Consider the following 22,495-nt stretch of genomic DNA (forward strand, 5'->3'; position numbering starts at 1 on the left):
CGCCACGACAAAGATTACTTACTGAATTCACAAGCCATGCCAAAACGCACAGACATCAAAAGCATCCTCATCATCGGCGCCGGCCCGATCATCATCGGCCAGGCGTGCGAGTTCGACTATTCGGGCGCGCAGGCTTGCAAGGCGTTGCGTGAGGAGGGCTACAAGGTCATTCTCGTCAACAGCAACCCGGCGACGATCATGACCGACCCGAACACGGCCGACGTGACCTACATCGAGCCGATCACGTGGGAAGTCGTCGCACGCATCATCGAGAAGGAGCGCCCGGACGCGATCCTGCCGACGATGGGCGGCCAGACCGCGCTGAACTGCGCGCTCGACCTGCACCACCACGGCGTGCTCGAGAAGTTCGGCGTCGAACTGATCGGCGCGTCGCCGGAAGCGATCGACAAGGCGGAAGACCGCCAGAAATTCAAGGAAGCGATGACCAAGATCGGTCTCGGCTCCGCGAAGTCGGGCATCGCGCACTCGATGGAAGAGGCGACCAAGGTGCACGCCGAGATCATGGCGGAGACGGGCGGCAGCGGCTACCCGGTCGTGATCCGTCCGTCGTTCACGCTCGGCGGCTCGGGCGGCGGCATTGCGTACAACCGCGAAGAGTTCGAAGAGATCTGCAAGCGCGGTCTCGACCTGTCGCCCACGCGCGAGCTGCTGATCGAAGAGTCGCTGCTCGGCTGGAAGGAATACGAGATGGAAGTCGTGCGCGACCGCGCCGACAACTGCATCATCGTGTGCTCGATCGAAAACCTCGACCCGATGGGCGTGCACACCGGCGACTCGATCACGGTCGCGCCGGCGCAGACGCTCACCGACAAGGAATACCAGATCCTGCGTAACGCATCGCTCGCGGTGCTGCGCGAGATCGGCGTCGACACCGGCGGCTCGAACGTGCAGTTCTCGATCAATCCGAAGGACGGCCGCATGGTCGTCATCGAGATGAACCCGCGCGTGTCGCGTTCGTCGGCGCTCGCATCGAAGGCGACCGGCTTCCCGATCGCGAAGGTCGCGGCCAAGCTGGCGGTCGGCTACACGCTCGACGAGCTGAAGAACGAAATCACCGGCGGCCAGACACCGGCGTCGTTCGAGCCGACGATCGACTACGTCGTCACGAAGATCCCGCGTTTCGCATTCGAGAAGTTCCGTGAAGCCGATTCGCGCCTGACCACGCAGATGAAGTCGGTCGGCGAAGTGATGGCGATCGGCCGCACGTTCCAGGAGTCGTTCCAGAAGGCGCTGCGCGGCCTCGAAGTCGGCGTCGACGGTCTCGACGAGAAGTCGACCAACCGCGACGAGATCGCGATCGAGATCCACGAGCCGGGCCCGGACCGCATCTGGTATGTCGGCGACGCGTTCCGCATCGGCATGACGGCCGAGGAAATCTTCGCGGAAACCGCGATCGATCCGTGGTTCCTCCATCAGATCGAGCAGATCATCCTGAAGGAAAAGGCGCTCGCGGGCCGCACGCTCGCGTCGCTGACGTTCGACGAGCTGCGCTACCTGAAGCAGAGCGGCTTCTCCGACCGCCGCCTCGCGAAGCTGCTCGGCGCGACGCCGGAAGACGTGCGCCGCCGCCGCATCGAACTCAACGTGCGTCCGGTGTACAAGCGCGTCGACACCTGCGCGGCCGAGTTCGCGACCAAGACGGCCTACATGTACTCGACCTACGAGGAAGAGTGCGAGGCGCAGCCGACCACCAACAAGAAGATCATGGTGCTGGGCGGCGGCCCGAACCGGATCGGCCAGGGCATCGAGTTCGACTACTGCTGCGTGCACGCAGCGCTCGCGATGCGCGAGGACGGCTACGAAACGATCATGGTCAACTGCAACCCGGAAACGGTGTCGACCGACTATGACACGTCCGACCGCCTGTACTTCGAGCCGCTGACGCTGGAAGACGTGCTCGAGATCGTCGACAAGGAAAAGCCGGTCGGCGTGATCGTCCAGTACGGCGGCCAGACGCCACTGAAGCTCGCGCTCGACCTCGAGGCGCACGGCGTGCCGATCGTCGGCACGTCGCCGGACATGATCGATGCGGCCGAAGACCGCGAACGCTTCCAGAAGCTGCTGCAGGACCTCGGCCTGCGCCAGCCGCCGAACCGCACCGCACGCGCCGAAGACGAAGCGCTCAAGCTCGCCGAGGAAATCGGCTATCCGCTGGTCGTGCGCCCGTCGTACGTGCTGGGCGGCCGCGCGATGGAAATCGTCCACGAGCCGCGCGACCTCGAGCGCTACATGCGCGAGGCCGTGAAGGTGTCGAACGATTCGCCGGTGCTGCTCGACCGCTTCCTGAACGACGCGATCGAGTGCGACGTCGACTGCATCTGCGACGGCGAAGCCGTGTTCATCGGCGGCGTGATGGAGCACATCGAGCAGGCGGGCGTTCACTCGGGCGACTCGGCATGCTCGCTGCCGCCGTACTCGCTGTCGAAGGAAACGGTCGCCGAACTGAAGCGCCAGACGGGTGCGATGGCGAAGGCGCTGAACGTGGTCGGCCTGATGAACGTGCAGTTTGCGATCCAGCAGGTGCCGCAGGCGGACGGGTCGAAGCAGGACATCATCTACGTGCTCGAAGTGAACCCGCGCGCATCGCGCACGGTGCCGTACGTGTCGAAGGCGACCAGCCTCCCGCTCGCAAAGATCGCGGCGCGCGCGATGGTCGGCCAGAAGCTCGCGCAGCAGGGCGTGACGAAGGAAGTCGAGCCGCCGTATTTCAGCGTGAAGGAAGCGGTGTTCCCGTTCGTGAAGTTCCCGACCGTCGATCCGGTCCTCGGGCCTGAAATGCGTTCGACCGGCGAAGTGATGGGCGTCGGCCAGACGTTCGGCGAGGCGCTGTTCAAGTCGCAGCTCGCGGCCGGTTCGCGCCTGCCGGAGTCGGGCACGGTGCTGCTGACCGTGATGGACGCCGACAAGCCGAAGGCGGTCGAAGTCGCGCGCATGCTGCACGACCTCGGCTACCCGATCGTCGCGACCAAGGGCACGGCTGCCGCGATCGAAGCGGCCGGCGTGCCGGTGAAGGTCGTCAACAAGGTGAAGGACGGCCGTCCGCACATCGTCGACATGATCAAGAACGGCGAGATCGCACTCGTGTTCACGACGGTCGACGAGACGCGCCAGGCGATCGCCGATTCGCGTTCGATCCGCATGAGTGCGCAGGCGCACAAGGTCACGTACTACACGACGATGTCGGGCGCGCGCGCGGCCGTCGAAGGCTTGCGCTACCTGAAGGATCTGGAAGTCTATGATTTACAAGGTCTTCACGCTCGCCTAAACTAAGCGGTCAGTTACCTGTCGAAGCAACACGTGCCGCGATTAAGCGGTGTTTCCGGTTCGCCGGAAATGCGCTTAATCGCGGTGATTTTTTTTAAAGCCGTTTTTAGCGATTGAGCCGTTTATGAGCACCATTCCGTTGACAAAGCGTGGCGCAGAACTCCTGCGCGATGAATTGCAGCGCCTCAAGTCCGTCGAGCGGCCGGCCGTGATCAACGCGATCGCGGAGGCCCGCGCACAGGGCGACCTGTCCGAAAACGCCGAATACGATGCCGCGAAGGAAAAGCAGGGCTTCATCGAGGGTCGTATCGCGGAACTCGAATCGAAGCTGTCGGCCGCGCAGGTCATCGATCCCACCGTGCTCGACGCCGAAGGCCGAGTGGTTTTCGCATCGACGGTCGAACTCGAGGATCTCGAGTCCGGCGACACCGTCAAGTACCAGATCGTCGGTGACGACGAAGCCGACATCGATCACGGCCTGATCTCGGTCAGCTCGCCGATCGCACGCGCACTGATCGGCAAGTCCGAAGGCGACGTCGCGGCCGTGCAGGCGCCGAGCGGCGTGCGCGAATACGAAATCATCTCGGTCAGCTACATCTGAAGCGGGGCGACGTGATGCCGCATCGCGTGTTCCGTCTGCTGTCGGCCGTGTGGGTCGGCAGCCTGCTGACGATCGGGTATGCGGTCGCGCCCGTGCTGTTCAAGACGCTGGAGCGGATGACGGCCGGCACGGTCGCCGCCCAGTTGTTTCGCATCGAGGCGATCCTCGGTGTCGTATGCGGTGTGTTGCTGCTCGCGCTGTCGAACCAGCAGGTGCGGCGCGGCAGCGGTGATTACCGTCGCGTGCGCTGGATCGTCGCGGCGATGGTCGCGTGCGTGCTGGTCGGGTATTTCGCGCTGCAGCCGTTCATGAACGCGCTGCGGGTGGCCGCGATGGAGGCGGGCACCGATATCGCGAACTCGCCGTATGCGAGCCGCTTCGGGATGCTGCACGGCGTCTCGAGCCTGTTCTATCTCGTCGAGAGCGTGCTGGGGCTGATGCTGATCTGGCGTTTGCCGGCGCAAGACGCCTGAACGGCCTGAGCGCCGCACCGGCAGGGCAGCACGGGCTGCCCCGTGCCGCGCGGCAGGATTACTTGTCCTGGTGCGGCCGCTTCGTGCTGGCCTGGCGCTTTTTCGCGCGCTTCACGTTGCCGCCCGCCGTCACGCGCTCGTTGCCGCGCACGACGACCTTGGTCGGCTTCGGACGACGCACGGGGCTCGCGTTCGGCGACACCTTGACGACCTTGACGGTGCGCGGCGCACGGCCTTTCTTGTCGTCGACGGCTTCGGCTGCGCTCGGCAGCGCGCCGGCACGACGACCGCGGGTCGGGGCCGCCACGGCAGCCTCGGGCTTCCAGATCACCAGCAGCTTGCCGATGTGCTGGATCGGCGCCGCGTTCAGGCGGTCGCAGATCTCGTCGTAAATGGCGACGCGCTCGTCGCGCTCGTCACCGAACACACGGATCTTGATCAACTGGTGCGCGGCGAGGTGTACCTTGATTTCCTTCAGCACGGCGTCGGTCAGCCCTTCGGCGCCGATCAGCACGACGGGCTTGAGCGCATGGGCCTGGGAGCGCAGCGCGGAGCGCTCGGCGGGGGAAAGCGAAAGGGCGGGCATGGAAATGTCGAAATCTAAATAGGGGCGCGCTGCATCAGAAGCGAATCGCGGGAAGTTACCGCATCAGCCGCGCGCCGAAACCACGTAAAATCGCGGCTTGGGCCCTGGAAGGGGCCGTAGCCGCGCGAAGAAGACGCGTATTATCCGCCAAAAGCACGGCTTCACGAAGCAAATAGCAGCAATCTCTCTCTCGAATGGCAAAAAACCGCTTTAACCAGCACTGGCTGCACGATCACATCAACGACCCGTACGTCAAAATGGCGCAGCGGGAGGGCTATCGCGCGCGTGCCGCGTACAAGCTGAAGGAAATCGACGAGCAGGACAAGCTGATCCGTCCGGGCCAGGTGATCGTCGATCTCGGCGCGACGCCGGGCAGTTGGAGCCAGTATGCCCGCAACAAGCTCGCGCAGGGCAAGAAGCGTGACGCGGAGCGCGAAGGCGGCATCGACGGCACGATCGTGGCGCTCGACATCCTGCCGATGGAACCGATCGCCGACGTCCACTTCCTCCAGGGCGACTTCCGCGAGGACGAGGTTCTTCACCGGCTGGAGGAAGTGCTCGAAGGCCGCTCGGTGGACCTTGTTATTTCGGACATGGCCCCCAACCTTTCAGGCGTGGCCTCGGCGGACGCGGCGCGCATCGAGCATCTGTGCGATCTGGCGCTCGAATTTGCGCAGAATCATCTGAAGCCGGAAGGTGCGCTGCTCGTGAAGTGTTTCCACGGCAGCGGCTACAGCCAGATCGTCGAAAAGTTCAAACAGCAGTTTAAGATCGTCGCGCCGCGCAAGCCGAAGGCGTCCCGCGACAAATCGTCCGAAACGTTCATTTTGGGCCGGCAACTGAAGCATCCGCGGTGACGCGGAGCGCTGTGCCGCAAACGGGCTCCGGCCCTTGCCAGACAAGCGAAGCGCTATTGCGACGGTTGTCAATGCTTATGGCAGGGGTGGTCGGACTGGATTAGAATGACCGAGGAGCGCCGCAAGGAAAATGTAGGCGCTCGTCTACGAGTGAAGGAGTGGTGCTTTGAACAACAATATGTTTTCGAAGGCAGCGGTGTGGCTGGTGATCGCACTGGTGCTGTTTACGGTGTTCAAGCAGTTCGACAAGCCCCGCGTCCAGGAAGGTGTGTCCTATTCGCAGTTCATGGACGACGCCAAGAACGGCAAGGTCAAGAACGTCATCGTGCAGGGGCGCAACCTCACCGTCACTCCGGCTGATGGCCAAAAATACCAGATCGTGTCGCCCGGCGACATCTGGATGGTCGGCGATCTGATGAAGTACGGCGTGCAGGTCAGCGGCAAGGCCGATGACGAACCGAACGCGCTGATGTCCGCGTTGTACTACCTCGGGCCGACGATCCTGATCATCGTGTTCTGGTTCTACATGATGAGACAGATGCAGGGAGGCGGCAAAGGCGGCGCATTTTCGTTCGGGAAATCGCGGGCGCGGCTGATCGACGAGAACAACAACGCGGTGAACTTCTCCGACGTCGCGGGCTGCGACGAAGCGAAGGAAGAAGTGTCCGAGCTCGTCGACTTCCTGCGCGACCCGCAGAAATTCCAGAAGCTGGGCGGTCGCATTCCGCGCGGCGTGCTGCTCGTCGGCCCCCCGGGTACCGGCAAGACGCTGCTCGCCCGCGCGATCGCCGGTGAAGCGAAGGTGCCGTTCTTCAGCATCTCGGGTTCCGACTTCGTCGAAATGTTCGTCGGCGTCGGCGCGGCCCGTGTGCGCGACATGTTCGAGCAGGCGAAGAAGCACGCACCGTGTATCGTGTTCATCGACGAAATCGACGCGGTCGGTCGTCATCGCGGCGCCGGCATGGGCGGCGGCAACGACGAGCGCGAGCAGACGCTGAACCAGATGCTGGTCGAGATGGATGGCTTCGAAGCGAACTCGGGCGTGATCGTGATCGCCGCGACCAACCGTTCCGACGTGCTCGACAAGGCACTGCTGCGTCCGGGCCGTTTCGACCGCCAGGTCTATGTCGGCCTGCCGGACATCCGCGGCCGCGAGCAGATCATGCGCGTGCACCTGCGCAAGGTGCCGATCGCGAACGACGTCGACGCAGCGGTCATCGCGCGCGGCACGCCGGGCTTCTCGGGTGCCGATCTCGCGAACCTCGTGAACGAAGCGGCGCTGTTCGCCGCACGTCGCGGCAAGCGCATCGTCGAGATGCAGGATTTCGAGGACGCGAAGGACAAGATCTTCATGGGTCCGGAGCGCAAGTCGGCGGTGATTCGCGAAGAAGCGAAGCGTGCGACGGCTTACCACGAGTCGGGCCACGCGGTGATCGCGAAGCTGCTGCCGAAGGCCGACCCGGTGCACAAGGTCACGATCATCCCGCGCGGTCGCGCGCTGGGTGTCACGTGGCAGCTGCCGGAGCATGACAACGAGACCTACTCGAAGGACTACCTGCTCGACCGCCTGGCGATCCTGTTCGGCGGCCGCGTGGCTGAGGAGCTGTTCCTGAACCTGATCAGCACCGGCGCGTCGGACGACTTCAACAAGGCGACGCAGACGGCGCGTGCGATGGTGGCGCGTTTCGGCATGACCGATGCGCTCGGACCGATGGTCTACGTCGACGACGAGAACGACAGCAGCCCGTTTGGCCGCGGCTTCACCCGCACGATCTCGGAAGCGACGCAGCAGAAGGTCGACAGCGAAATCCGTCGAGTGCTCGACGAACAGTACGGCCTTGCGCGTCGCCTGCTCGAAGAGAACCGCGATAAGGTCGAGGCAATGACGGCCGCGCTGATGGAGTGGGAGACGATCGACGCCGATCAGATCAACGACATCATGGAAGGGCGTCCGCCGCGCTCGCCGAAGAGCTCGCCGGCCGTCGGTGGCGATTCGTCGGGTGGCGGCACGGCTGCCGAAGTGAAGCCCGGCAACGCGCCGGCGCCTGCTTCGCCCGCCTGACCTTCGCCGTAGCGCCGTTCACGGGCTGGTGTGGCTTCACACCGGCCCGTTTTGCATTCATCAACGTCTCCCGCCCGTGCCCGAATCCGCAGTTCCAGCCTCCATTCCCGCGCCGCTCCAGTGCGGCCGTTTCTCGCTGACGTTCGAACGCCCGCTCGTGATGGGCATTCTCAACGCCACCCCCGATTCGTTTTCCGACGGCGGCCGCTTCCTCGCGCGCGACGATGCGCTGCGCCAGGCCGAGCGGATGATCGCCGAAGGCGTCGACCTGATCGACATCGGCGGCGAGTCGACGCGTCCCGGTGCGCCGCCCGTGCCGCTCGACGAGGAACTCGCGCGCGTGATCCCGCTCGTCGAAGCGCTGCGGCCACTGAACGTACCGCTTTCGATCGACACCTACAAGCCGGACGTGATGCGTGCGGCGCTCGCTGCCGGCGCGGATATGATCAACGACATATGGGGGTTCCGCCAGCCGGGTGCGATCGACGCCGTGCGCGAAGGCAACGGCGGGCTGTGCGCGATGCACATGCTCGGCGAGCCGCAGACGATGCAGGTCGGCGAGCCCGACTACGGCGACGTCGTGACCGACGTGCGCGACTTTCTCGCCGCACGCGTGCAGGCGCTGCGCGACGCGGGCGTCGCGCCGGAACGGATCTGCGTCGACCCCGGGTTCGGATTCGGCAAGGCCGTGGTCGATGACAACTACGCGCTGCTGGCCGCGTTGCCGGACACGGCGCCCGCGCGGCCCGACGGGCGCGCGTATCCGATTCTCGCGGGCATGTCGCGCAAGTCGATGCTCGGCGCGGTGATCGGCGGCAAGCCGCCGATCGAACGCGTCGCGGCGAGCGTGGCGGCCGCGTTGTGCGCGGTCGGGCGCGGTGCGGCGATCGTGCGTGTGCACGACGTCGCGGCGACGGTCGATGCACTGAAGGTCTGGAACGCCGTGCGCGAAGCCGCGCGGCAACGATAAGTCAGAAGTCAGAAAGACGAAGGAGGAAGGTTCGCCATGGGACGTCGATATTTCGGCACGGACGGCATTCGCGGCACGGTGGGCGATGCGCCCATCACGCCTGATTTCGTGTTGCGTCTCGGCTATGCAGCCGGCAAGGTACTGGCCGGCGCGGCCGACGTCGCGGCGGGGGTACGTCCGACGGTGCTGATCGGCAAGGACACGCGCGTGTCGGGCTACATGCTCGAGGCCGCGCTCGAGGCCGGTTTTTCGGCGGCAGGCGTCGACGTGATGCTGGCCGGCCCGATGCCGACGCCGGGCGTCGCATACCTGACGCGCGCGCTGCGCCTGTCGGCCGGTGTCGTGATCAGCGCATCGCACAACCCGTATCAGGACAACGGGATCAAGTTCTTCTCGGCCGATGGCAACAAGCTGCCCGACGATACCGAGGCCGAGATCGAAGCATGGCTCGACAAGCCGCTCGAATGCGCGTCGTCGGACCGGCTCGGCAAGGCGCGCCGCCTCGACGACGCGGCCGGCCGCTACATCGAGTTCTGCAAGAGCACGTTCCCGGCTGCATACGACCTGCGCGGGCTGAAGCTCGTGATCGACTGCGCCCACGGCGCCGCGTACCAGATCGCACCGCACGTATTCCACGAACTCGGCGCGGACGTGATCCCGATCGGCGTCGCGCCGAACGGCTTCAACATCAACGACGGTGTCGGCGCGACGGCGCCCGACGCACTGGTGCGTGCCGTGCGGGCGAACCATGCGGACCTCGGCATCGCGCTCGACGGCGATGCGGACCGCCTGCAGGTCGTCGATTCGACGGGCCGGCTGTACAACGGCGACGAGTTGCTCTACGTGCTCGTGAAGGACCGGATTGCGACCGCCGGCAAGGTCGACGGCGCGGTCGGCACGCTGATGACGAACCTCGCGGTCGAGGTCGCGCTGCAGCGTGAGGGCGTGCAGTTCGTGCGTGCGGCCGTTGGCGACCGCTACGTGCTCGAACAGCTGCGCGAGCGCGGCTGGCAGCTTGGCGCGGAAGGCTCAGGCCACATCCTGTCGCTCGACCGCCATTCGACCGGCGACGGCATCGTGTCGGCGCTGCTCGTGCTGGCCGCGCTCAAGCGCAGCGGCCGCACGCTTGCGCAGATGCTGGACGGCGTCACGCTGTTCCCGCAGAAGCTGATCAACGTGCGGATGAAGGCGGGTGCCGACTGGAAGGGCAGCGTATCGATTCGCGCGGCGATCGACGCAGCCGAAAGCGCGCTCGCCGGCCGCGGCCGTGTGCTGATCCGCGCGTCGGGCACCGAGCCCGTGCTGCGCGTGATGGTCGAGGCACAGCATGCGGCCGACGCGACCCTTCACGCGGAAGCGATTGCCGACGCGGTGCGCGCGGCGACAAGCTGAGCCGAACCGGTGACGGCGCGCGACGGTCAGGCCGTGTGCGCGCCGCCTCTTTGGTGATTCGACGGGCGGCGCTCTCAGGCGCCGCAATTCGTCAGACGCAAAGGTTTGCGCTATTAAATAGAGGGCGACTTCGGCGCGGATTTCGTCTGACGGAGGAAAACATCCGACCCTGAATTGCATTGGCTGTGGCGATGGGTTTTCCTGCCCCCACGTGCGGTGCATATGTTTCGCTCCGGGCCTCGCATCAGCGGGTACCGAACAGCCCTTCCTGACCGGTAATTCTTGCCGTCATTCCCGCCGCGCTGCCCTTGCGCGGCCGCCCTCACAGGGCCCGATACTCCCTTTCAACCAGTCATGCTACTGTCACACCAGTTTCATCGATTGTCACATTATCGTCATGAGGAGCCCCTAACCTTCGCGGTGCCGTAGTCATCCGCTCACACACTGGAGGTCTCATGAAATTGATGCAAACCGCGATTGCCGGCCTGGCTGGCGCGCTTTTCGCAGTCGCCGCGCAAGCTGCCGACATCACGGGCGCAGGCAGCACGTTCGCGATGCCGATCTATACGAAATGGGCTGCCGACTACCAGCAGTCCGGCGGCGCGAAGGTGAACTACCAGGGTATCGGTTCGTCGGGCGGCCTCAAGCAGATCAACGCGAAGACGGTCGATTTTGCCGGTTCGGACGCGCCGCTGAAGGATGAAGAGCTCGCGAAGGAAGGCCTGTTCCAGTTCCCGACGGTGGTCGGCGGCGTGGTGCCGGTCGTCAACGTGCCGGGCGTGAAGGCCGGCGAACTGACGCTGTCGGGCCCGGTGCTCGGCGACATCTACCTCGGCAAGATCAAGAAGTGGAACGACCCGGCGATCGCCGCGCTGAACCCGAAGGTCAAGCTGCCGGATACGGACATCGCGGTCGTTCGCCGCGCTGACGGTTCGGGCACGAGCTTCATCTGGACGAACTACCTGTCGAAGGTCAACGACGAGTGGAAGTCGAAGATCGGCGAAGGCACGACGGTCAACTGGCCGACGGGCACGGGCGGCAAGGGCAACGACGGCGTCGCGGCCTTCGTGCAGCGTCTGCCGGGCGCGATCGGCTACGTCGAGTGGGCGTACGCGAAGAAGAACAACATGACCTACACGGCCCTGAAGAACTCGACGGGCACGGTGGTCGAGCCGAAGACCGAAACGTTCAAGGCTGCTGCTGCTGGCGCGAACTGGTCGAAGTCGTTCTACCAGATCCTGACGAACCAGCCGGGCAAGGAAGCATGGCCGGTCGTCGGCGCGACGTTCGTGCTGCTGCACGCGAAGCAGGACAAGCCGGAGCAGGGTGCCGAAACGCTGAAGTTCTTCAGCTGGGCGTTCAAGAACGGCGAGAAGGCAGCCGACAGCCTCGACTACATCTCGCTGCCGTCGTCGGTCGAGACGGAAATCCGCAAGCAGTGGAAGACGAAGGTGACGGACGCATCGGGCAAGCCGGTCGCCGCAGAGTAAGCAATCCAGCGGTTCGCTGCCCGGCCGTGCCGGCCGGGCAGTGTGTGCGGTAAGGCCGGGCGTCACGGCGCCCGGCGATCCAGAACAGGCGCCCATGTCTGATATTTCCTACACGTCTTCTCGGCCCGATGTCGCGCAGCAACGCGCGCCGAGCCGTCTCGGAGACGTTCTGTTCGGCGGCCTCGCACGGCTCGCCGCGATCGTGACCCTGCTGCTGCTGGGCGGGATCATCGTTTCCCTGATCATTGCGTCGATGCCGACCATCCAGAAGTTCGGCCTCGGCTTCTTGTTGCAAACCGAGTGGGATCCGAACTCGGATATCTACGGTGCAGTGGTGCCGATCTACGGCACAATCGTGACGTCGCTCATCGCGCTTGTCATCGCGGTGCCGGTCAGCTTCGGCATCGCATTGTTCCTCACCGAATTGTCGCCCGTGTGGCTGCGTCGCCCGCTCGGCATCGCGATCGAGCTGCTCGCCGCGATTCCGTCGATCGTGTACGGCATGTGGGGCCTGCTCGTGTTCGCGCCGATCTTCGCTGAATACTTTCAGAAGCCGATCGGCCGTCTGTTCAAGGACGTGTGGGTGCTCGGTCCGCTGACGGCGGGCCCGCCGATCGGCATCGGCATTCTCGCCGCCGGCGTGATCCTTGCGATCATGATCATCCCGTACATCGCATCGGTGATGCGCGACGTGTTCGAAGTCACGCCCGTGCTGCTGAAGGAATCGGCCTACGGGATCGGCTGCACGACGTGGGAAGTGATGTGGAAGGTCGTGCTGCCCTACACGAAGACCGGCGTAATCGGCGGGGTGATGCTCGGCCTCGGCCGCGCGCTCGGCGAAACGATGGCCGTGACCTTCGTGATCGGCAACACCAACCTGCTCGACAGCGTGTCGCTGTTCGCGCCGGGCAACAGCATCACGTCGGCGCTCGCGAACGAATTCGCGGAAGCGGAACCGGGCCTGCATACGTCCGCGCTGATGGAGCTGGGCCTGATCCTGTTCGTGATCACGTTCATCGTGCTGTCCATCTCCAAACTGCTGCTGCTTCGTCTCGAGAAAGGAGAGGGCAAGAAATGAGCGAGCCCGTCATGAATTTCCCGGGGCCGAACGGCGCCGCGCTCGACGCGATGCGCAACCGCCTGCAGCGCAAGCGCAAGGTGACCAACGCGATCGCGCTGACCGCGTCGCTCGCCGCAATGGCGTTCGGCCTGCTGTGGCTTGTATGGATTCTCTACACCACGGTGCATCTCGGCGTCGGCGGTCTGTCGCTGCAGCTGTTCACCGAATCGACGCCGGCACCGAACACGGAAGGCGGCGGTCTGGCGAACGCGATCGTCGGCAGCCTGCTGCTGTGCGGTTTCGGCACGCTGGTCGGCACGCCGATCGGCATCCTCGCGGGCGTCTATCTCGCCGAATACGGCCAGAAGAACCTGCTGGCGGGCACGATCCGCTTCATCAACGACATCCTGCTGTCGGCGCCGTCGATCGTCATCGGCCTGTTCGTGTACGCGATCGTCGTCGCGAAGTCGGGGCGCTTCTCGGGCTGGGCCGGCGTGATCGCACTCGCGCTGCTGCAGATCCCGATCGTGATCCGCACGACCGAGAACATGCTGAAGCTCGTGCCGAACGCGCTGCGCGAAGCAGCCTTCGCGCTCGGCACGCCGAAGTGGCGAATGGTGCTGAAGATCACGCTGCGCGCATCGGTGGGCGGCATCATCACGGGCGTGCTGCTCGCGATCGCGCGGATCGCCGGCGAAACGGCGCCGCTGCTGTTCACCGCGCTGTCGAACCAGTTCTTCTCGTGGGACATGAGCCAGCCGATGGCGAACCTGCCCGTGACGATCTACAAGTTCGCGATGAGCCCGTTCGCCGAATGGCAGTCGCTCGCATGGGCGGGCGTGTTCCTGATCACGCTCGGGGTGCTCGGACTCAACATCCTGGCGCGCTCGATCTTCTCGAAAAAGTAACGGCGGAGCAATCCGATGAATATGGCAGAAAGCCACCTGAATCCCGTCGAGCGCACCGCTGCGCCCGCCGGCACGCAAGATGCGGCACATGGCCGTCCGCTGGCGCCGCTGAACGCGAAGATCGAGGTCAACAACCTCAACTTCTTCTACAACAAGTTCCACGCGCTGAAGAACATCAACCTGCGCATTCCCGAAGGGAAGGTGACGGCGTTCATCGGTCCGTCGGGTTGCGGCAAGTCGACGCTCCTGCGCACGTTCAACAAGATGTACGCGCTCTATCCGGAGCAGCGCGCCGAAGGCGAAATCCTGATGGACGGCGAGAACCTGCTGACCACCAAGCGCGACATTTCGCTGCTGCGCGCGCGGATCGGCATGGTGTTCCAGAAGCCGACCCCGTTCCCGATGTCGATCTACGACAACATCGCGTTCGGCGTGAAGATGTTCGAGAAGCTCACGCGCTCGGAGATGGACGATCGCGTCGAGTGGGCGCTGACGAAGGCCGCGCTGTGGAACGAAGTGAAGGACAAGCTGAACCAGAGCGGCTACGGGCTGTCCGGCGGCCAGCAGCAGCGTCTGTGCATCGCGCGCGGTATCGCGATCCGTCCGGAAGTGCTGCTGCTCGACGAGCCGTGCTCGGCGCTCGACCCGATCTCGACGGGCCGCATCGAGGAGCTGATCGCGGAGCTGAAGAGCGACTACACGGTCGTGATCGTCACGCACAACATGCAGCAGGCTGCGCGCTGCTCGGACTACACGGCCTACATGTACCTGGGCGAACTGATCGAATTCGGCGAAACCGAAAAGATCTTCATCAAGCCGGTGCGCAAGGAAACGGAAGACTACATCACCGGCCGTTTCGGCTGATGACGGAGAATCACAACCATGTCGGATAAACATCTGTCGAGCCAGTTCGACGCGGACCTGAATGCCGTGTCGTCGAAAGTGCTGGAAATGGGCGGACTCGTCGAGTCGCAGATCGTCGGTGCGATGCATGCGCTGAACGAATTCGACCGCGAGACGGCCGAGAAGGTGATCGCGGCCGAGGAAACGCTGAACGCGATGGAAGTCGACATCGACCAGGAGTGCGGCAACATCATCGCGCGGAGACAGCCGGCCGCGCGCGATCTGCGTCTTCTGATGTCGATTTCGAAAACGATTACGAACCTCGAGCGCGCCGGCGACGAGGCCGAGAAGATCGCGAAGCGCGTGCGCCGCCTGATCGACGAGCCGGCCGCGCGTGCGGTGAACATCGCCGAGATCAAGGTGTCGGGCGAGATGGCCGTGACGATCCTGCGCCGCGCACTCGACGCGTTCGCGCGCCTCGATACGGTAGCGGCCGCGCAGATCGTCAAGGACGACAAGGAAATCGACCTCGAATTCCGCGCGTTCGTGCGCAAGCTCGTGTCGTACATGCAGGAAGACCCGCGCACGATCTCGGTCGGCCTCGAGTACCTGTTCATCGCGAAGGCGATCGAACGGATCGGCGACCACGCGAAGAACATCGCCGAATTCATCATCTACATCGTGAAGGGTACCGACGTGCGGCACCAGCCGCGCGACACGCTCGATCGCGAAGCCAACAGTTAATCGACTCCGTAAGGAAGAACAGAGGTGCCGATGCCCAGCAACATTCTCGTCGTCGAAGATGAGCCCGCGATTTCCGAACTGATCTCGGTGAATCTCCAGCATGCCGGTCACTGCCCGATTCGCGCGTACAACGCCGAGCAGGCGCAGAACCTGATCAGCGACGTGCTGCCCGACCTCGTGCTGCTCGACTGGATGCTGCCGGGCAAGTCCGGCATTGCGTTTGCGCGCGACCTGCGCAACAACGAACGGACCAAGCACATCCCGATCATCATGCTGACCGCGCGGGGCGACGAGCAGGACAAGGTGCTCGGCCTCGAGATCGGCGCGGACGACTACGTGACGAAGCCGTTCTCGCCGAAGGAACTGATGGCGCGGATCAAGGCCGTGCTGCGCCGTCGCGCGCCGCAGCTGACCGAGGACGTCGTGTCGATCAACGGGCTGCGCCTCGATCCGGCCACGCATCGGGTCGCCGCGCACGGCGACGGCAGCGAGATCAAGCTCGATCTCGGCCCGACCGAATTCCGCCTGCTGCATTTCTTCATGACGCATCCGGAGCGCGTGCACAGCCGCACGCAACTGCTCGATCAGGTCTGGGGCGACCACGTGTTCGTCGAAGAGCGTACGGTCGACGTCCACATCAAACGATTGCGCGCGGCCTTGAAACCGGCCGGTTGCGATGCGATGATCGAGACCGTGCGCGGCAGCGGCTACCGGCTCGCCAAGCACGCGTAACGTATCCGGACATGCCGTGTGCCACGGCATGTCGTTCATTCTTTCGGGCGCTGAAACATGAACATCATCTGGGCGCGCTTTCTCGTGTCGCTCGTGCTGCTCGTGCTGATCAGCGTATTGGTCGGCGTGTTCGCCGGCCCGATCGCGGGCCTCGGGTTCGCGGTCGTGATGCTGGTCGCGCAGGGCTTCTTCAGTACCTTCCATACGCAACGCCTGTGGCGTCTGCTCGATGCGCCCGTCTACGGCGAGGTGCCGAGCGCACCGGGCATCTGGGGTGAAATCTACTATCGGCTGCACAAGCTCGCGAAGCAGTGGCATGCGCAGGTGCGGCAGGTCGAGCAGCAGCATTCGCGCTTCATCCAGGCGATCCAGGCGTCGCCGAACGGCGTCGCGATGCTCGACGATCATGACCAGATCGAGTGGTGCAACGCGATCGCCGAGGTACATTTCGGCCTCGATGCGAAGCGCGACCTGCGCCAGCACATCACGAACCTGGTTCGTCATCCGGAATTCGTCCGCTACCTGAACGCGCAGCATTACGACGAGACGCTCGTGATGCGCGGGATGGGCGACTCGCGGCAGAATGTGCTGGAAGTGCAGGTGTTTCCGTACGGCGAGAACCGCAAGCTGCTGCTCACGCAGGACATCACGGAGCTCGAGCGGACCGACGCGATGCGGCGCGACTTCGTCGCGAACGTGTCGCACGAACTGAAGACGCCGCTCACCGTGCTGTCGGGCTTCCTCGAGACGATGCGCGAACTGCCGCTGAACGGGGAAGATCGCGCGCGCTATCTCGAGATGATGGAGCAGCAGGCGTCGCGGATGCGGCACATCGTCACCGATCTGCTGGTGCTCGCGAAGCTCGAGGGCGAAAGCAAGCCGCCGATGGATCACGCGATCGACATGCGTGCCGTGTTCGACCATCTGAAGGAGGATGCGCAGACGCTGTCGAACGGGCATCACGAGATTACGTTCACGATCGACGAGACGCTCGGCGTCACGGGCGCGCAGACCGAAGTGTTCAGTGCGTTCGCGAATCTCGTGACCAATGCGATCCGCTATACGCCGGACGGTGGCAAGATCTTCGTGTCGTGGCGGCGCGAGGGCGCGCAAGGCGTGTTCTCGGTCACCGACAGCGGCTTCGGCATCCCGGCCGCCGACCTGCCGCGGCTGACCGAGCGCTTCTACCGCGTCGACCGCAGCCGCTCGCGCGATACGGGCGGCACGGGGCTCGGCCTCGCGATCGTCAAGCACGTGCTGCAGCGGCACGACTCGCACCTGTACGTGCAGAGCGAGGAGGGGCGCGGCAGCACGTTCACCGCGCGCTTCCCGGCCTCGCGAATCATCGCGATCCGGCCGGCCGCGTTCGAAGCATGAGCGCGTGACGCGAGTCGGGTGCCTGACGTCGGCATCCCAACGCAAATACGCCGCAAACAGAAAAGCACAGCCCGTGGGCTGTGCTTTTCTGTTTGGTGGCGCGGTACGCGAAACCGCGCGCCGCCCCGTGTCTACGAACAGAACTTCGCGAGCAGCCCGAGCTGCGCGTTGCGGAGCGTCTTGCCCGCACGGCGCCGGCGGTAGTGGCCGTCGCTGAGCATCTGCCAGGCCGACTGGTTGTCGCCGAGGCAGACCGACAGCCCTTCGGCGATCACGCGGCGCTTCAGCTTGCGCTCGCGGATCGGGAACGCGACTTCGACGCGGCGGAACAGGTTGCGGTCCATCCAGTCGGCGCTCGACAGATAGACGTCCTCGGCGCCGCCCGCGTGGAAATAGTAGATGCGGTGGTGTTCGAGGAAGCGCCCGACGATCGAGCGCACCGTGATGTTTTCCGACAGCCCCGGCACGCCGGGCTTCAGCGCGCACACGCCGCGCACGATCAGGTCGACCTTGACGCCGGCCTGGGACGCTTCGTACAGCGCGGCGATCACCGACGGCTCCAGCAGCGCGTTCATCTTCGCGACCACGCGCGCGCGCTTGCCGGCGCGCGCATTGTCGATCTCCGCGCGGATCGATTCGATGATGCGCGGATGCAGCGAGAACGGCGACTGCCACAGCTCGTGCAGCGTGAGCTCGCCGCCGATCCCGGTCAGTTGCTGGAAGACGTGGTGGACGTCCTCGCAGATTTTCTGGTCGGCCGTCATCAGGCCGAAGTCGGTGTAGAGGCGGGCGGTGCGCGGGTGATAGTTGCCGGTGCCGAGGTGCACGTAGCGGCGCAGCGACGCCTTGCCGTTCTGCACGACGCGCCGCACGATCAGCATCATCTTCGCGTGGCACTTGTGGCCGACCACGCCGTACACGACGTGCGCGCCGACGGCTTCGAGCTGCGACGCCCAGTTGATGTTGGTTTCCTCGTCGAAGCGCGCGAGCAGCTCGACGACGACGGTCACTTCCTTGCCGTTGCGCGCGGCTTCCATCAGCGCGTCCATCAACGGCGAATCGGTGCCGGTGCGGTAGATCGTCTGCTTGATCGCGACGACGCTCGGGTCCTTCGCGGCCTGCTGCAGCAGTTCGAGCACCGGCTGGAAACTTTCGTACGGATGGTGCAGCAGGATGTCGCCGTCGTCGATCGCGTCGAACATCGTCGGCGCGTTGACGATCGCAGGCGGGATCGACGCGGCGAACGGCGCGAACTTCAGGTCGGGGCGATCGACGAGATCGGGGATCTGCATCAGTCGCACGAGGTTCACGGAGCCGGCCACGCGATAGCAGTCCTTCTCGCTGAGCAGGCTTTCCTCGAGCAGGCGCCGAACGATATGCGCCGGCGTATCGGCCGACACTTCGAGCCGTACCGCGTTGCCGAGGTGGCGCGCGGGCAGCTCGCCCTGCAGCGCGACGCGCAGGTTGGTGATTTCGTCCTCGTCGACGAAGAGCTCGCTGTTGCGCGTGATGCGAAACTGGTTGCAGCTTTTCACGACCAGTTGCGGGAACAGTTCGCCGACGAAGCGCTGCATGAACGAGCTGAGCAGCACGAAGCCGTGCTCGAAGCCCGACAGCGCCTGCGGCATGCGCACGACGCGCGGCAGCGCGCGCGGCGCCTGCACGATGCCCATCACCGCCTGGCGGCCGAACGCGTCTCGGCCCTCGAGCTCGACGACGAAGTTCAGGCTCTTGTTCAGCACGCGCGGGAACGGGTGCGCGGGATCGAGGCCGATCGGCGTCAGCACCGGCAGCAGTTCATCGAGGAAGTAGTGGCGCGCCCATTCGAGCTGCTCTTCGTTCCACGTGTCGCTCGCGTGGAAGTAGATGCCTTCCTGTTCGAGCGCGGGCAGCACGGTATCGTGCAGCATCGTGTACTGGCGGTGCACGAGCCGTTGCGCGCGCTCGACGACGAGGTCGTAAGCGTGCTGCAGCGACATGCCGTCGGGGGTCAGTGCGCCCGGGTTGTCGCGGATCTGTTCCTGAAGGCCGGCCATCCGGACTTCGAAAAATTCGTCGAGGTTGCTGCTCGTGATGCAGATGAAGCGGAGTCGCTCGAGCAACGGAATCTGCGGGTCAGCCGCCTGGGCCAGCACGCGCTCGTTGAAACCGAGGATGCCGAGTTCACGATTGAGAAGCGGATAGCGGACGGACATCGGCAGAGTAGGGGGTGATTCGGGCGATGATTCGAAAGGACGCTCGGAAACTCTCACGGTACGATGACGTGCTGATGACGATAATGTATTTATATCGGGAAATTCTACGCCTGAACCGTTTTGTCTCATAAATGTTTCGGCCATATACAATCTACCCGTGTACATGCCCGTGAAGCGTGGCAACGGCAAGCGTTCCACGCTTAAAATGTCGCCTTTGATTGATCGCCCAGCGTGGCCGGCCGGCTGCCGCGGGCGAACGCGCACGGAGCCCCCTTCTGATGGTTACATCCCCCCACTTGCTGGCTGCCGTCGATCTCGGCTCGAACAGCTTTCGGCTGATCGTCGGGCGCGTCGAGGAAACGCCGGCGGGCAGCCAGATCTATCCCGTCGATGCGCTGCGCGAGCCCGTTCGACTGGCCGCGGGCCTGTCGAGCGACAAGATGCTCGATCGCGCGTCGCAGGAGCGTGGCTGGGAGGCGCTCAAGCGGTTCGGCGAGCGCCTGCGCGATTTCCATCCCGATCATGTGCGCGCGGTGGCGACCAACACGCTGCGCGTCGCGAAGAACGCGGGCGAATTTCTCGGCGAGGCCGAAGCGGCGCTCGGTTTTCCGATCGAAGTGATCGCGGGCCGCGAAGAGGCACGTCTGATCTATGCGGGCGCCGCACATTCGGTGCCAGCGAGCGCCGGCAAGCGGCTCGTCGTCGACATCGGCGGTGGCTCGACCGAATTCATCATCGGCTCGCACTACACGCCGATCGTGATGGAGAGCCTCTACATCGGCTGCGTGAGCCATAGCCGCGCGTTCTTCCCGGCCGGCAACGTCGACGAATACACGATGCGGCAGGCCGAACTCGCGGCCAAGCGCGAGATCCAGATCATTTCCAGCGAGTACAAGAAGGCCGGATGGGACCAGGCGATCGGTTCGTCCGGCACGGCGCGTGCGCTCGCCGAGCTCGTCGAGGCGAACGGCTTCAACGACGCGGGCATCACGCACGGCATTTCGCGCGGCGGGCTCGAACGCCTGAAGCGCGCGCTGATCAAGTCCGAGAACGTGAACCGGCTGAAGCTGATCGCGCTGAAGCCCGATCGCGTGCCGGTGCTCGCCGGCGGCCTCGCGATCATGCTCGCGGTATTCGAGGAACTGGGGGTCGACTACGTCGATACCACCGACGGCGCGCTGCGTCTCGGCGTGCTGTATGACCTGCTCGGCCGGACCCAGCACGAGGACATGCGCGCGGTGACCGTCGAGGGCTTCACGCGCCGCTACGGCGTCGATCGCGCGCAGGCCGGGCGCATCGGTGCGCTCGCGGTGCGGTTCTACGACGAGCTCGACGAATCCGACGACGAAGAACGCGAGGAAGGCAGGATGTTCCTCGGTTGGGCCGCCGCGTTGCACGAGATCGGCCTGTCGATCTCGCACAGCTCGTATCACAAGCATTCCGCCTATATCGCGAGCAACGCCGACATGCCGGGTTTCTCGCGCACCGACCAGGCGCGCCTTGCCGCGCTCGTGCTCGGGCATGCGGGCAAGCTCGGCAAGCTATCGCAGGCGCGCGACGTCGAATGGCCGCTGCTGTTCTGCCTGAGGCTCGCGGCGCTGCTGTGCCGGCGCCGGACCGATGCCGGGCTGCCGGACATTTCCGTGTCGCAGATGAAGAAGGGTGGGTATGAAGTGCGCCTGCCGGGCGCATGGGTCGAGCAGAACCCGCTGACCGACTACAGCCTCAGCCAGGAAGCGGCCGAGTGGGAGAAGGTCGGTATTCCGTACCGCGTGGTTTATACGGGCGCGTGACGCGCCGGCACGACGGCGGTGCGCTCGCGCCGCCAGGCTGCCTTGCGATGCACTCAGTCCGAGCACACGATCGCGGTCAGGAACGGGAATGCCTGCTTGACGGTCGCGTCGCTGCCTGCCTTGCGCACGGCCTGCTCGACCGCGTTCTTCGTGCCGCGCACCACGACGCCGTATGCCCAGTTGCCGATCGGCGTGCCGTCGCCGGGCTGGAAAATCGGATCGTTCGCCTGGTAGCCGAGCACGACATAGACGCCGAAGCCGTAGGCGGTCAGCGGATGGTTCGTGCGGAATGCGTTCACCGAATTCGATTCGACGTGCATCGGCTCCGACTGGATGTCACCTGCCGCGAGCAGCGGCGCGACGAACTTGTGGCCGTTCGAATGGCAGTCGAGCGCGTCATCGAGCGACTTGGCCGATGCGACGCTGGACGCACCGAGGGTGCCGATTGCGAGCAGCACGCCGAGCAGGGCAGTCTTGAAAACGTGGTTTTTCATGCGCGATTGCGGGTTGGTCGCGGACATTATCGCGTGTTCCCGCAATTTTCGTGCGCGGGCTGCGGGCGGTACGGCACCGGTGGCGCAAGCGGGCAGCGGACCAAACGAAAAAGGGCTGCAAGCGCGAGGGCTTGCAACCCTTATCGTGTATCTCGTGGTCGGAGCGATAGGATTCGAACCTACGACCCTCTGATCCCAAATCGGGTGTCCCTGCAATTTTCAACGTCGCTGGCGATCGATGGAAGTTATAAATCATTGATTTGATGTGGAACTTAAGCTCATTGCGATTTGCTGTTCCGATCCACAACGCTGCACGTAGTAGCAAAATGCTAGCAACGATGAGCGATAGCGAGAAAACGCAGCGGGCGGGCAAGGATGCCTTGAATTTTACGAAAGCAGCGACCGAAGCGTTGCTGATGCCAGAGAAGGGCTGGAAGTATTACTACGACACGAAGGTGAGCGGTATTGCGATCGGCATCGGCCCGAGCGGCGTCAAGACGTTCATTCTCTATCGGAAAGTAAATCGTAAGCCAGGCGGATCAAGATTGAGGGCTATCCCGATCTGACAGTCGATAAGGCAAGGACGCAAGCTCTGACCCTTATCGCTGGTTGAGCTGTCGCGCACACGACAGG

General features: G+C 64.5%; 19 protein-coding genes. 16 read left to right on the top strand and 3 right to left on the bottom strand.

The window, feature by feature from the left end:
• The first annotated feature begins 36 nt into the window (after positions 1-36).
• The 3 genes from carB to BTE28158_RS04210 all read left to right on the top strand — a co-directional run bounded on the left by carB (position 37) and on the right by BTE28158_RS04210 (position 4,359).
• Entirely contained in the window at positions 37-3,291 is a 3,255-nt protein-coding gene (carB, locus tag BTE28158_RS04200) for a carbamoyl-phosphate synthase large subunit (protein WP_151047846.1), read from the top strand.
• A gap of 118 nt (positions 3,292-3,409) precedes the next feature.
• Complete coding sequence (greA, locus tag BTE28158_RS04205; protein WP_057927897.1) at positions 3,410-3,886, top strand: transcription elongation factor GreA; 477 nt, start codon at positions 3,410-3,412, stop codon at positions 3,884-3,886.
• 14 nt (positions 3,887-3,900) lie between these two features.
• Positions 3,901-4,359 carry a DUF4149 domain-containing protein gene (locus BTE28158_RS04210; RefSeq protein WP_059603594.1) on the top strand — a complete coding sequence of 153 codons (459 nt, stop codon included), beginning with the start codon at positions 3,901-3,903 and terminating at the stop codon, positions 4,357-4,359.
• A 58-nt stretch (positions 4,360-4,417) separates the two neighbouring features.
• Here BTE28158_RS04210 and BTE28158_RS04215 read toward each other — a convergent pair whose 3' ends face one another.
• Entirely contained in the window at positions 4,418-4,945 is a 528-nt protein-coding gene (locus BTE28158_RS04215; RefSeq protein ID WP_124626665.1) for a YhbY family RNA-binding protein, read from the bottom strand.
• A 194-nt stretch (positions 4,946-5,139) separates the two neighbouring features.
• Here BTE28158_RS04215 and BTE28158_RS04220 point away from each other — a divergent pair, with 194 nt between their 5' ends.
• The 11 genes from BTE28158_RS04220 (at position 5,140) to phoR (ending at position 17,380) form a co-directional block, all read left to right on the top strand.
• Positions 5,140-5,802: an RlmE family RNA methyltransferase gene (locus tag BTE28158_RS04220; protein ID WP_059523464.1), complete on the top strand. Its 663-nt coding sequence runs from the start codon at positions 5,140-5,142 to the stop codon at positions 5,800-5,802.
• A gap of 166 nt (positions 5,803-5,968) precedes the next feature.
• A complete protein-coding gene (ftsH, locus tag BTE28158_RS04225) occupies positions 5,969-7,864 on the top strand; it encodes an ATP-dependent zinc metalloprotease FtsH (protein ID WP_059603600.1) in 1,896 nt (631 codons plus the stop codon).
• 160 nt (positions 7,865-8,024) lie between these two features.
• Positions 8,025-8,834: a dihydropteroate synthase gene (folP, locus tag BTE28158_RS04230; RefSeq protein WP_437340724.1), complete on the top strand. Its 810-nt coding sequence runs from the start codon at positions 8,025-8,027 to the stop codon at positions 8,832-8,834.
• A 36-nt stretch (positions 8,835-8,870) separates the two neighbouring features.
• Positions 8,871-10,226 carry a phosphoglucosamine mutase gene (glmM, locus tag BTE28158_RS04235; RefSeq protein ID WP_151047844.1) on the top strand — a complete coding sequence of 452 codons (1,356 nt, stop codon included), beginning with the start codon at positions 8,871-8,873 and terminating at the stop codon, positions 10,224-10,226.
• A gap of 455 nt (positions 10,227-10,681) precedes the next feature.
• A complete protein-coding gene (gene pstS, locus BTE28158_RS04240) occupies positions 10,682-11,716 on the top strand; it encodes a phosphate ABC transporter substrate-binding protein PstS (RefSeq protein ID WP_124626659.1) in 1,035 nt (344 codons plus the stop codon).
• A gap of 94 nt (positions 11,717-11,810) precedes the next feature.
• The gene (gene pstC, locus BTE28158_RS04245; protein WP_059603612.1) at positions 11,811-12,794 is read left to right on the top strand and encodes a phosphate ABC transporter permease PstC; all 984 of its coding nucleotides are present in this window, start codon (positions 11,811-11,813) and stop codon (positions 12,792-12,794) included.
• On the top strand, positions 12,791-13,684 hold the full coding sequence (gene pstA, locus BTE28158_RS04250) for a phosphate ABC transporter permease PstA (protein WP_124905258.1): 894 nt from the start codon (positions 12,791-12,793) through the stop codon (positions 13,682-13,684). The genes pstC and pstA overlap by 4 nt, the downstream gene beginning before the upstream one ends.
• Before the next feature lie 15 nt (positions 13,685-13,699).
• Positions 13,700-14,548, top strand: a complete 849-nt coding sequence (gene pstB / locus BTE28158_RS04255; RefSeq protein WP_059523444.1) for a phosphate ABC transporter ATP-binding protein PstB — start codon at positions 13,700-13,702, stop codon at positions 14,546-14,548.
• Positions 14,549-14,566: 18 nt separating this feature from the next.
• A complete protein-coding gene (gene phoU / locus BTE28158_RS04260; protein WP_059523442.1) occupies positions 14,567-15,271 on the top strand; it encodes a phosphate signaling complex protein PhoU in 705 nt (234 codons plus the stop codon).
• A gap of 30 nt (positions 15,272-15,301) precedes the next feature.
• Positions 15,302-16,003: a phosphate regulon transcriptional regulator PhoB gene (phoB, locus tag BTE28158_RS04265; RefSeq protein WP_006750313.1), complete on the top strand. Its 702-nt coding sequence runs from the start codon at positions 15,302-15,304 to the stop codon at positions 16,001-16,003.
• 57 nt (positions 16,004-16,060) lie between these two features.
• A complete protein-coding gene (gene phoR / locus BTE28158_RS04270) occupies positions 16,061-17,380 on the top strand; it encodes a phosphate regulon sensor histidine kinase PhoR (RefSeq protein ID WP_151047843.1) in 1,320 nt (439 codons plus the stop codon).
• 131 nt (positions 17,381-17,511) lie between these two features.
• On the opposite strand, the gene ppk1 is transcribed toward phoR, so the two are convergent.
• Positions 17,512-19,575, bottom strand: coding sequence for a polyphosphate kinase 1 (gene ppk1 / locus BTE28158_RS04275; protein WP_151047842.1), 2,064 nt, complete (start codon positions 19,573-19,575; stop codon positions 17,512-17,514).
• A 278-nt stretch (positions 19,576-19,853) separates the two neighbouring features.
• Here ppk1 and ppx point away from each other — a divergent pair, with 278 nt between their 5' ends.
• Complete coding sequence (gene ppx, locus BTE28158_RS04280; protein ID WP_059603629.1) at positions 19,854-21,368, top strand: exopolyphosphatase; 1,515 nt, start codon at positions 19,854-19,856, stop codon at positions 21,366-21,368.
• 53 nt (positions 21,369-21,421) lie between these two features.
• Here the strand turns inward: ppx and BTE28158_RS04285 are convergent, their stop codons facing one another.
• Positions 21,422-21,862, bottom strand: a complete 441-nt coding sequence (locus tag BTE28158_RS04285) for a hypothetical protein (protein WP_151047841.1) — start codon at positions 21,860-21,862, stop codon at positions 21,422-21,424.
• 338 nt (positions 21,863-22,200) lie between these two features.
• Between BTE28158_RS04285 and BTE28158_RS04290 the strand changes: the two genes are divergently transcribed.
• Complete coding sequence (locus BTE28158_RS04290) at positions 22,201-22,428, top strand: hypothetical protein (RefSeq protein WP_239007136.1); 228 nt, start codon at positions 22,201-22,203, stop codon at positions 22,426-22,428.
• Positions 22,429-22,495: the final 67 nt, after the last annotated feature.

The organism is Burkholderia diffusa (genome assembly GCF_902499115.1).
Classification (GTDB): Bacteria; Pseudomonadota; Gammaproteobacteria; order Burkholderiales; family Burkholderiaceae; genus Burkholderia; species Burkholderia diffusa.